General features: G+C 66.9%; 5 protein-coding genes. 4 read left to right on the top strand and 1 reads right to left on the bottom strand.

Features of this window, described 5'->3' with window-relative positions:
- Positions 1-31: 31 nt before the first annotated feature.
- Positions 32-721 carry a Pr6Pr family membrane protein gene (locus FZ033_RS05685; protein WP_149575181.1) on the top strand — a complete coding sequence of 230 codons (690 nt, stop codon included), beginning with the start codon at positions 32-34 and terminating at the stop codon, positions 719-721.
- Positions 722-838: 117 nt separating this feature from the next.
- Here FZ033_RS05685 and secA read toward each other — a convergent pair whose 3' ends face one another.
- Positions 839-3,631 carry a preprotein translocase subunit SecA gene (gene secA / locus FZ033_RS05680; protein ID WP_149575180.1) on the bottom strand — a complete coding sequence of 931 codons (2,793 nt, stop codon included), beginning with the start codon at positions 3,629-3,631 and terminating at the stop codon, positions 839-841.
- Between the two features lie 367 nt (positions 3,632-3,998).
- Between secA and FZ033_RS05675 the strand changes: the two genes are divergently transcribed.
- The 3 genes from FZ033_RS05675 (at position 3,999) to FZ033_RS05665 (ending at position 12,111) form a co-directional block, all read left to right on the top strand.
- On the top strand, positions 3,999-5,294 hold the full coding sequence (locus FZ033_RS05675; RefSeq protein WP_232847345.1) for an efflux RND transporter periplasmic adaptor subunit: 1,296 nt from the start codon (positions 3,999-4,001) through the stop codon (positions 5,292-5,294).
- 28 nt (positions 5,295-5,322) lie between these two features.
- Positions 5,323-8,532 (top strand): efflux RND transporter permease subunit, encoded by a 3,210-nt coding sequence (locus FZ033_RS05670; RefSeq protein WP_149575179.1) that lies wholly within the window; start codon positions 5,323-5,325, stop codon positions 8,530-8,532.
- 174 nt (positions 8,533-8,706) lie between these two features.
- Positions 8,707-12,111 carry a transglutaminase family protein gene (locus FZ033_RS05665; protein ID WP_149575178.1) on the top strand — a complete coding sequence of 1,135 codons (3,405 nt, stop codon included), beginning with the start codon at positions 8,707-8,709 and terminating at the stop codon, positions 12,109-12,111.
- Positions 12,112-12,223: the final 112 nt, after the last annotated feature.

Genomic DNA, 12,223 nt, shown 5'->3' with positions numbered 1-12,223 from the left:
TCGCGCCTCAGCCTCGGGGGAGGGCAGGGGCGTGGGACAAGAAATCGGAGCCTGGACGAGCGCTATTTGGGCGCGGCGGCTGAGCGCCGTTACGGCGCTGGTGGCGTGGGGCGCGCTGGCGCTTCAGCTCGGCATCGTGGTGGAGAAGATGGCCGCCGCCGGCGACGGCTTCGGGCCGGCCCTGTGGCGCTTCCTGGGCTATTTCACCGTTCTCACCAACCTGTTCGTAGCCGCGGTGGCGAGCGCCTATGCGCGTCGTCCCAACGGCCCCATGGCTGGGCCGCGGGTGCGGCTCGCGGCGGTGGTGTCCATCGTGCTCGTGGGCATCATCTATGCCCTGCTGCTGCGCAATGTGTGGAAACCGGAGGGCTGGCAACTGGTGGCCGACCGCCTGCTGCATCAGGCCACGCCGGTGCTCTTCCTGGCCACCTGGGTGCTGGCGGCGCGGGCGGAGCCGGGGAGCGGGAGTCTCGGGGAGGGCAGTCTCGGCCGTCTCGGCGTGCGGGACGCGGCCTGGGCCATGGCGCCACCGGTCCTGTACCTCGCCTATGCGCTGGCGCGGGGCGAGGCGGATGGCTGGTATGCCTACTGGTTCCTGGATCCGGCCAAGCTGGGGGATGGGCGCATGGCGCTCAATACCGTCCTGCTGGCGGCGGTGTTCCTGGCGACGGCGCTGATCTTTCTGGGGCTCGACCGGCTCCTGGCGTGCCGCAAGCCCTGAGCATTGCGGCCCGAACCTAAGGCTTTCGGGTCACGCTCATCCGGCGCTGCGCCTGAGCGCAGGGCGTTGATCCCAGCCACTGGGCCGCCCCCGCTGGGGGCGGCCTCTCATCCTGCCTCAGGCGAAGCGGCCGTGGCAGTGCTTGTACTTCTTGCCGGAGCCGCAGGGGCAGGCCTCGTTGCGGCCCACCTTGCCCCAGCTCTCTGGATCGTTGGGATCGCGCTCGGCCACGGCGAGGTCGCCGGAGAGGAGCGGCTCCGGCCGGCTGCCCAGGGCCGCGCCGGAGAACGCCATCTCGTCTTCCCCGGTGAAGGGGTCGGCGTGGTGGGCTTCCATCAGCGGCAGCTCTTCCGGCGGCGGCTGGGTCACGATCTCCACCCGCATGAGCTGGGCGGTGACCACCTCCCGCAGCCGGTTCAGCAGCGCGGAGAACAGGTTGAAGGCTTCCGACTTGTATTCGTTGAGCGGATCGCGCTGGGCGTAGCCGCGCAGGCCCACCACCTGCCGCAGGTGGTCCAGCATGCCGATATGCTCGCGCCAGAGATGGTCGAGGGTCTGGAGAAGGATGGACTTCTCCACATAGCGCATGATGTCCGGCCCATACTGGGCGGTCTTGGCGGCCATCAGCTCGTCGGCGCGGCGGATGATGCGCTCGGTGACCTCGGGGCCGGCGATGCCCTCTTCCTTGGCCCAGTCCTTCACCGGAAGGTCGAGGGCCAGCATTTCCTTCAGCGCGGCGTCGAGGCCGTCCACGTCCCACTGCTCGGGATAGGCGTTCTCGGGAATGAACTTGGCCACGGTCTCGGTGATGAGGGCATGGCGCATGTCCTCCACCGTCTCGGCCACGTCTTCGTCGTTCATCAGCTCCACGCGCTGCTCGAACACCACCTTGCGCTGGTCGTTCAGCACGTCGTCATACTTGAGGACGTTCTTGCGCATGTCGTAGTTGCGCGCCTCGACCTTCTGCTGCGCCTTCTCCAGGGCCTTGTTGATCCAGGGATGGATGATGGCCTCGCCTTCCTTGAGGCCGAGGCGCTGCAGCATGCCGTCGAGCCGGTCCGACCCGAAGATGCGCATCAGGTCGTCGTCGAGCGACAGGAAGAACTTGGAATGGCCGGGGTCGCCCTGGCGGCCGGAGCGGCCGCGCAGCTGGTTGTCGATGCGCCGGCTTTCGTGGCGCTCGGTGCCGAGCACGTAGAGGCCGCCGGCCTCCAGCGCCTTCTGCTTCAGCTCTTCCACCTCGGCGCGGATCCTGGCTTCCGCCGCGGCGCGCTCGACACCCTCGGGCAGGTCCTTCAGCTCGATCTCGATGCGCATGTCGGCCGAGCCGCCGAGCTTGATGTCGGTGCCGCGGCCGGCCATGTTGGTGGCGATGGTGATCGCCCCCGGCACGCCCGCCTGGGAGACGATATAGGCCTCCTGCTCGTGGTAGCGCGCGTTCAGCACCGCGAAGCTCTTGCCGGAGCGGTCGTTGATGAGAAGCTCGCGGCCGTTGAAGGCGGTGGGGTCGGAGAAGTCCTTCTGGCGGAAGCCGGCCTGCTTCAGCAGCTCGGCCAGAAGCTCGGACTTCTCGATGGAGGTGGTGCCCACCAGCACCGGCTGGCTGCGCTCCGCGCACTCCTTGATCAGCTCGATGATGGCGGCGTACTTCTCGCCGGCGGTGCGATAGACCTCGTCATCGTCGTCGATGCGCGAGATGTGCACGTTGGTGGGGATCTCCACCACCTCGAGCTTGTAGATGTCGGCGAATTCCGCCGCCTCGGTGTTGGCGGTGCCGGTCATGCCGGACAGCTTCTCGTAGAGGCGGAAATAATTCTGGAAGGTGATGGAGGCCAGCGTCTGGTTCTCAGGCTGGACCTGGACGCGCTCCTTGGCCTCCAGCGCCTGGTGCAGGCCTTCCGAATAGCGCCGGCCCGGCATCATGCGGCCGGTGAACTCGTCGATGATCACCACTTCGTCGTTGCGGACGATGTAGTCCTTGTCGCGCTGGAACAGGGTGTGGGCGCGCAGGGCCTGGTTCACGTGGTGGACCACCGAGACGTTCTCGATGTCGTAGAGGGAGTCCGACTTCAGCACCCCGGCGGCGCTGAGCATCTGCTCCATCTTCTCCATGCCGGCTTCGGTCATGGAGACGGAACGCTGCTTCTCGTCCACCTCGTAGTCTTCCTTGCCGAGGCGCGGAATGTAGGCGTCGATGGTGTTGTAGAAGTCGGAGCGGTCGTCGAGCGGGCCGGAGATGATGAGGGGCGTGCGCGCCTCGTCGATGAGGATGGAGTCCACCTCGTCCACGATGGCGTAGAATTGCGGGCGCTGGACCATCTGGCCGCGCTCGTACTTCATGTTGTCGCGCAGATAGTCGAAGCCCAGCTCGTTGTTGGTGGCGTAGGTCACGTCGCTGGCATAGGCCACGCGCCGCTCGTCGTCGTCGAGGCCATGGACGATGATGCCGGTGGAGAGGCCGAGGAAGCGGTACAGCCGCCCCATCCATTCGGCGTCGCGCTTGGCGAGGTAGTCATTCACCGTCACCACGTGCACGCCCTTGCCGGCCAGGGCATTGAGATAGACCGGGAGGGTGGCGACCAGGGTCTTGCCTTCGCCGGTCTTCATCTCGGCGATGCCGGCTTCGTGCAACACCATGCCGCCGATGAGCTGCACGTCGAATGGGCGCATGCCCAAGGCACGCTTGGCGCCCTCGCGCACGGTGGCGAAGGCAGGCACCAGCAGGTCGTCGAGGGTCTTGCCCTCGGCCAGCTGGCGGCGAAAATCTTCGGTGCGGGCCCGGAGCGCCTCGTCGGAGAGGGCTTCCAGCTCCGGCTCCAGCGCATTGATGGCCTGAACGCGGGGACGGTATCCCTTCACCCGGCGATCGTTCGCGGAGCCGAAGAGCTTGCGGGCAAGTCCACCTAACATGAGTTGTGTCTCTGTTCCGATCCGTCAGGTCTCAGGGAGGGCGGAGACGAGCCGCCGGACCCTCCGGGAAATGATGCGCCGTTGGACACCTTCAATGCGGCGTCAGCAAGTCCGAAGGGACGGGGCGGGCGCAGCGGCAAAGCGCGCAGCCCAGATCCCGCTCCTCAAGTCCCGCTCCCCTTTCTTGGGCAGCGTGCCACGCGGACACTTATGAACGGGTCAGGGCAATGTCAATGCGAGTGGGGGCGGCAGCGGCGCTGCCGCAGCGTCGTCAGGGGCATGGGCACCGTTCGGCCCATTCCTCTCATGGACACGTCATGACCCGGTGCTTAGTATCCGGCGCAACTGCGATATGGGGGAATGCGGTATGGTGGGGGGGATCGGGGTGTCCGGCGGGCTGCGCCACGGCATGGTGGCGCTTTGCGCGGCTTTTCTGCTCTCGGCCTGCGAGGAAAAGAATACCTACGTACCGCCGCCCCCCGCTGCCGTTACCGTTGCCCCCGTTCTGGAGAAGCCGGTCACCCGCTTCCTCGAGCTGACCGGCAACACCGCCGCCATCAATTCGGTGGACCTGGAGGCCCGTGTCCAGGGCTTCCTCACGCAGATCAACTACCGGGACGGCCAGTTCGCCAAGAAGGGCACCGTCCTGTTCGTGATCGAGCAGGACCAGTACAAGGCCCAGGTGGACCAGGCCAAGGCTCAGCTCGCCGCCAACCAGGCCTCGCAGGTGCAGGCCGAGGCCGAGTTCAACCGCCAGGCCCAGCTCGCCAAGCAGGATTTCGCCTCCCAGGCCACCCTCGACCAGGCCCGGGCCAAGCGCGATTCTGCGGTCGCCGAGGTGGCGAACGCCCAGGCCTCCCTGGTGCTGGCCCAGATCAATCTCAGCTATACCCAGATCACGGCGCCCTTCGACGGCGCCGTCACCGCCCATCTCCAGGACGTGGGTGCGCTGGTGGGCTACAGCGGCCCCACGAAGCTCGCCACCGTGGTGCAGATCAACCCCATCTGGGTCTGGTTCACCCTGAGCGAGCAGGAGGTGCTGCGGATCAAGGAGCACCTGGCCAAGCAGGGCCGTTCGCTGGTCTCCCTCACCCGTGACGTGCCGGACCTTGCCATCGAGATCGGTCTCCAGACCGAGACCGGCTATCCCCATCAGGGCAAGATCGACTATGTGGCGCCGCAGGTGGACCCGAACCTCGGCACCCTGACCGTGCGCGGCATTTTCCAGAACGACGATTTCGCGCTTCTGCCGGGCCTGTTCGCGCGGGTGCGGGTGCCGCTCGGCGCGGCGCAGACCACCGTGCTGGTGCCGGATGCCGCCCTCAACGCCAACCAGCTCGGGCCCTATGTCCTGACCGTGAGCGCGGACAATGTGGTCTCCCAGACCCAGGTGACCCTCGGCCAGCTCCAGGCCGACGGGCTGCGCGCCATCCAGAGCGGGCTGAAGGCCGGCGACCGCATCATCATCAACGGCATCCAGCGCGCGGTGCCGGGCTCCAAGGTGAAGGTGGAGGAGGGCACGATCGTCGGCATCGCGCCGCCCGCCGTCGACCAGGGCAACAAGCCCCTGGCCAAGCCCGCGGGCGTCGCGCCCGCCGATGCACCCGCCAAGGCTGCGCCCTCGGTGGCGCCGTCGCAGGCACCCGCGACACAGAAGAACTGACCCGCTCTCGAAGAAAGAGGCAGCGCCCATGATATCGCGCTTTTTCATCGAGCGGCCGGTCCTCTCGAATGTGCTCGCACTGGTCTTCGTGCTGATCGGCCTGGTCTCGCTGTCGCGGCTGCCGGTGTCGCAGTATCCCAACATCGTGCCGCCCACGGTCTCGGTGTCGACCTCCTATCCCGGCGCCTCCGCCAAGACGATGATCGACACCGTCGCCCTGCCCATCGAGCAGCAGGTGAACGGCGTCGAGGGCATGCTGTACATGCAGTCGTGGTCGGCCTCGGATGGCACCTACACGCTGGTCGTCACCTTCGAGATCGGCGCCGATCCCAACATGGCGCAGGTGCTGGTGCAGAACCGCGTCAACATCGCCCTCGCCTCGCTGCCCACGGCGGTGCAGGCGCAGGGCGTCACCATCCTGCAGAAGGGCACCTCGATCCTCGAGTTCGTGACCCTGATCTCGCCGGACGGGCGCTATGACGGGCTGTTCCTCAACAACTACGCCATCATCAACATCCAGAACGAGCTGGAACGCGTGGCGGGCGTCGCCAACGTGGGCATCTTCGGCGCCGGCACCTATGCCCTGCGCATCTGGATGGACCCGGACCGCATGCAGGCCTTCGGGCTGACGCCCCAGGACATTTCCAACGCCGTCCAGAAGCAGAGCCAGATCGTCACCCCCGGCCAGCTCGGCATTCCGCCGGCGCCGGACAATGCCTCCTTCCAATATACGGTGAACATCGCCGGCCGCCTCGACGACGCCAAGGACTATGAGAACATCATCGTCAAGGTGGACAATTCGGACGGTGGCCGCATCGTCCGCATCCGCGATATCGGCCGGGTGGAGCTGGGTGCGCAGAGCTATTCCAAGGATTTCATGCAGGACAACAAGCCTGCTGCCGGTATCGGCATCTTCCAGCTGCCCGCCGCCAACGCCCTCGACGTGGCGGCGCGCGTCTCCAAGAAAATGGAAGAGCTGAAGAAGGACTTCCCCGAAGGCCTCGAATACAGCATCCCCTTCAACACCACCCTGTTCGTGTCCGCCTCCATCGACGAGGTCTGGAAGACCCTGTTCGAGGCGGCGCTCCTGGTGCTGGTGGTGATCCTGCTGTTCCTCCAGGACTGGCGGGCGACCCTGGTGCCGGCCACCACCGTGCCGGTGACCATCATCGGCGCGTTCGCGGCCATGGACGCCATGGGCTTCACCATCAACCTGTCCACGCTGTTCGCCATCATCCTGGCCATCGGCATCGTGGTGGACGACGCCATCGTCATCGTGGAGGGCGTCGCCCGCCACATCGAGGAAGGCATGGCGGGCCAGCCGGCCGCCGAGAAGGCCATGGACGAGCTGTTCGGCCCGGTGGTGGGCATCACGCTGGTGCTCATGTCCGTGTTCCTGCCGGCCTCGTTCATCCCCGGCCTGACCGGGCAGATGTTCAAGCAGTTCGCGCTGGTCATCGCCGCCACGGCTTTCATCTCGGCCATCAATGCGGCGACGCTGAAGCCCACCCAGTGCGCCCTTTGGCTGCGCCGGCCGGTGCCGCCGGAAAAGCGCAACTTCATCTTTCGCGGCTTCAACAAGATCTACGCCAAGGCCGAGCACGGCTATACGGGCCTCATCTCCCGCATGGTGCATCACTCCAAGGTCATGGTGATCATCGCCCTGGCGCTCATGGGCGTCGCCGCCTACGGCCTCACCCGCGTGCCCACGTCCTTCCTCCCCATCGAGGACCAGGGCTATTTTCTCGCCCACGTGCAATTGCCGGACGCATCGAACCTCAACCGCACCAAGAAGGTGATGGCTGATGTCAGCGAGCGCATCCGCAAGGTGCCGGGGGTCGAGACCGTGCTCGCCATCTCCGGCATCTCGGTGCTGGACAATTCATCCACCCTCGCCAATGCGGGCGTCACCTACATCACCCTGAAGCCGTGGTCGGAGCGCTATGCCACCACCGGACAGGACCTGCTCTCGCTCTACATCAACCTCAACAAGGCGGTGGCGGACGTGGTGCAGGCGGAGGTGCTGATCCTGTTGCCGCCGGCCATCCAGGGCATCGGCAACGCCGCCGGCTTCACCATGCAGCCCCAGCTGCGCAACGGTAATTTCGACTACCGCCTGCTGGAGCAGATCACCACCTCGATGGTGGACAAGGCGTCGGCCCAGTCCGCCCTCCAGCACGTCTCCTCGTCGTTCCGCGCCGGGGCGCCGCAGATCGAGGTGGAGGTCAACCGCGTCAAGGCGGAGACGCTGGGGGTCACGGTGGGGCAGGTGTTCGACACCATCTCGTCCTATCTCGGCTCGACCTACGTCAACCAGATCAACAAGTTCGGCAACGTCTTCCAGGTCTATGTGCAGGCCGAATCGGGCTATCGCGTCACCCCGACCGACCTCACCAACCTGAAGGTGCGCACGCCCAAGGGGCAGATGATCCCGCTGGGCACCCTCGTCACCGTGAAAATGGTGCAGGGGCCGCCGCTGATCTCGCTCTACAATCTCTATCCCAGCTCCACCGTCGTGGGCGGCACCTCCCAGGGCTTCTCCTCGGGCCAGGCGCTCTCCCTCATGGAGCAGATCGCCACAGCGACCCTGCCTCCCGGCACGGGCTTCGAGTGGACCGCCATGTCCTACCAGGAGAAGGCGGTCGGCAATCAGATCTACTACGTGTTCGGCCTCGCCATCCTGCTGGTCTATTTCGTGCTGGCCGGCCAGTATGAGAGCTGGATCCAGCCCATGGCGGTGATCCTGGCGGTGCCTTTGGCGCTGCTCGGCACGGTGGGGGCGCTGGTGGGCCTCGGCATCTCCAACAACCTCTACACCCAGATCGGCCTGGTGCTCTTGATCGCCCTTGCCTCGAAGAACGCCATCCTCATCGTGGAATATGCGCGCGAGAAACGGGCGGAGGGCATGGAGATCATGGATGCGGCGGTGGAGGCCTCGCGCCTCAGGTTCCGCCCCATCCTCATGACCTCTTTCGCCTTCATCCTGGGCGTGCTGCCGCTGGTGTTCGCCACCGGCGCCGGCGCCAATTCCCGCAAATCCATCGGCATCGCGGTGGTGTCGGGCATGCTGGCGTCCACCTGCCTCGCGGTGCTGTTCGTGCCGTCGTTCTATACGGTGCTGCAGCGGTTCGAGGAGAAGCTGAAGGGCAGGAAGAAGCCTGCGGGCCATGCGCCGCCCGAGCCGCCGGAAGCCCCTGCGGCCGATGCCGGCGTGCCACCCGCGCCCGCATCTGCCTGATCGGGGCGCGCCGGCCCTGCCGAAACCCGTGACATCTGCCCGTTCTGTGGGCAGATGTCGCCGCAAAGTCGCGCTTTCTCCCTATAACGGCCTTGTCTAACCTTGGCCGGAAACCGCCCACCCCACCCCTTGGGCTGCCCGTAGGGCCAATGCCCGCAGGACCAGGTGCCATATATGTCGATCCTCGCGAGCCTGCATCACGTTACGAGCTACAAGTACGAGCGCCCGGTCACCATGGGACCGCAGACCATCCGGCTGCGTCCGGCGCCGCACAGCCGTACCGAGATCCCCGCCTATTCGCTCAAGATTTCACCAGCTGAACATTTCATCAACTGGCAGCAGGACCCGTTCGGCAACTGGCTCGCGCGCATCGTGTTCCCGGAGAAGGTGGAGGAGTTCAAGGTCGAGGTGGACCTCCTCGCCAAGCTCGACGTGCTCAATCCATTCGACTTCTTCGTCGAGGAATATGCCGAGAACTTCCCCTTCGCCTACACCCCCGAGCTGAAGGCGGAGCTGGCCCCCTACCTCGAGCTGGAGAACGAGGGCGCCCCGTTCGACGCCTTCGTCGCCGGCGTCTCGCTCGAGCCGCGCCGGATCGTGGATTTCCTGGTGGAGATCAACCAGCTGCTCCAGAAGGAGATCGGCTACGTCATCCGCATGGAGCCGGGCGTCCAGACCCCGGACGAGACGCTCACCAAGAAGCTCGGCTCCTGCCGCGACACCGGCTGGCTGCTGGTGCAGGTGCTGCGCCATCTCGGCCTCGCCGCGCGCTTCGTCTCCGGCTACCTGATCCAGCTGAAGCCCGACGTGGCGGCCCTCGACGGTCCCTCCGGCACCGACGTGGACTTCACCGACCTGCACGCCTGGTGCGAGGTCTATGTGCCGGGCGCGGGCTGGATCGGCCTCGACCCCACCTCGGGCCTGCTCTGCGGCGAGGGGCACATCCCGCTCGCCGCCACCCCGCACTATCGCTCCGCCGCCCCCATCACCGGCTATCTGATGGAGAAGACGGAGACCGAATTCGGCTTCGACATGAGCGTCGCCCGCGTGGCCGAGGCGCCGCGCGTGACCCTGCCGTTCTCCGACGAGACCTGGGCCGCCCTCGACGAGCTGGGCCACAAGGTCGACGAGGACCTCAAGGCCGGCGACGTGCGCCTGACCATGGGCGGCGAGCCCACCTTCGTCTCCATCGACGACTATGAATCGCCGGAGTGGAACACCGAGGCCCTCGGCCCGCAGAAGCGGGTGCGCGCGGATGATCTCATCCGCCGCCTGCGCAAGCGCTTCTCCACCGAGGGCGTGCTGCATTACGGCCAGGGCAAGTGGTATCCCGGCGAGACGCTGCCGCGCTGGTCGTTCGACCTGTTCTGGCGCAAGGACGGCCAGCCCATCTGGACCCGCGAGGACCTGATCGCGGACGAGACGGTGGATTACGGCGTCACCGCCGCCGATGCCGAGCGGTTCTGCAAGGCCGTGGCCGAGAAGCTGGCCGTGGGCGAGCAGTTCGTGCACCAGGCGTTCGAGGACAACATCTATTTCATGTGGAAGGAGCAGTGCCTTCCCGAGAACATCGCCCCCGGCGACGAGCGCATGGCCGACGAGGTGCAGCGCCGCATGCTGGCGCGCACCTTCAACCAGGGCCTCGCCAATGCCACCGGCTCGGTGCTGCCCCTGGCGCGGGTGCGGACGCCGCAGGGTCCGGTCTGGCGCTCGGAAGCCTGGACCTTCCGCCGCGAGTTCCTGTTCCTGATCCCCGGCGAAAGCCCGATCGGATACCGGCTGCCGCTGGAATCCATGATGTATCTGGCGCCCACGCGCTATCCCTACATCGTGCCCGCCGACCCGTTCGAGCCGCGCGACCCTCTGCCCGACGCCGAGGCCTTCACCGGCCGCTACCGCGGCGCGCCCGCGGGCGATGGGGGCGGTGAGCCGGCAAGCGATGCGCGCGAACGCTATCGCATCGCGCCCCGCACCGAGGCCTACGGCACCGGCGAGCGCGCGCAGGAGCTGGTGCGCCAGTATCTCGCCAAGAATTCCACCCAGGTCTTTACCGAGGACACCCGCACTGCGCTCTGCGTGGAGCCGAGGGGCGGTCGCCTGTGCGTGTTCCTGCCGCCGGTGGAGATTCTGGAAGACTATCTGGACCTCATCGCCGCCATCGAGCAGGTGGCCATCGAGCTGAACACCCCCATTCATTTTGAAGGCTATCCGCCGCCCTTCGACTACCGCCTCCACCTTATCCGCCTGTCGCCGGATCCGGGCGTGCTGGAAGTCAACGTCCATCCGTCGGACTCGTGGGAGGGCTGCGTCGAGATCACCCGCATCCTCTATGAGGAGGCGCGCCAGGCCCGTCTCGGCACCGAGAAGTTCATGGTGGACGGCCGCCACACCGGCACCGGCGGCGGCAACCATGTGGTGGTGGGCGGCGCCACGCCGGCCGACAGCCCGTTCCTGCGTCGTCCGGACGTGCTGAAGAGCCTGCTGCTGTTCTGGCAGCGCCACCCTTCCTTGTCCTACCTGTTCTCGGGCCTCTTCATCGGCCCGACCTCGCAGCATCCGCGGGTGGACGAGGCGCGGCACGACAGCCTCTACGAGCTGGAGATCGCGCTTTCCAAGATCGGCCTGCCGGGCGCGGAAGAAGGCCCGACCCCGCCGTGGCTGGTGGACCGCCTGCTGCGCAACATCCTGGTGGATGTCACCGGCAACACCCACCGCACCGAAATCTCCATCGACAAGCTCTATTCGCCGGACGGCCCCACCGGCCGCCTGGGCCTGGTGGAGTTCCGCTGCTTCGAGATGCCGCCGGACTGGCGCATGAGCCTGGCCCAGCAGCTGCTCCTGCGCGCCCTCGTCGCCCGGCTGTGGCACAAGCCGGTCACCGGCAAGTGCGCGCGCTGGGGCACCATCCTCAACGACCGCTTCATGCTGCCCCACTATGTGTGGGCCGACTTCGTGGACGTGCTGGAGGACCTCTCGGACGCCGGCTACAGCTTCGATCCGGAGTGGTTCCGCGCCCAGTTCGAGTTCCGCTTCCCGCACTACGGCAAGGTGCAGCGGGGCGGCGTGGACTTGGAGATCCGCCAGGCCCTCGAATGCTGGCATGTGCTGGGTGAAGAGGGCGTCGTCGGCGGCACGGCGCGCTACGTGGACTCGTCCGTGGAGCGCCTGCAGGTGAAGGTGGAGGGCTTCAACCCCGCCCGCCATATCGTCACCTGCAACGGGCGGCGGCTGCCGCTGGCGCCCACCGGCCGCAACGGCACCTTCGTGGCCGGCGTGCGCTACAAGGCGTGGCAGCCCTGGTCGGGCCTGCATCCCACCATCCCGGTCCAGGCGCCCCTCACCTTCGACGTGGTGGACACCTGGAGCGAGCGGTCGCGCGGCGGCTGCCGCTATAACGTGTCGCATCCGGGCGGTCGCAGCTACGAGACCTTCCCGGTGAATTCCTATGAAGCCGAGGCCCGCCGCCTCGCCCGCTTCCAGGATTACGGCCACACGCCCGGCACCACCCCCGTTCCGGAGGAGAACGCGCCGGACGAGTTCCCCACCACCCTCGACCTGCGCCGCCCCATCGGCGCGTAAAGCCACCGGCCGCTGCCTGCCTCATCCCTCCTCATCGGGACGGGGTGGGGCAGGGGCGGTGCCGTGGCAACGCGCGCGGTCCGGCTTCGTCCGGATCAGGCGGGCGTTGCAA

The sequence above is a fragment of the Xanthobacter oligotrophicus genome, assembly GCF_008364685.1.
Taxonomy (GTDB): domain Bacteria; phylum Pseudomonadota; class Alphaproteobacteria; order Rhizobiales; family Xanthobacteraceae; genus Xanthobacter; species Xanthobacter oligotrophicus.
This window is presented reverse-complemented; position numbering and strand designations above follow the sequence as displayed.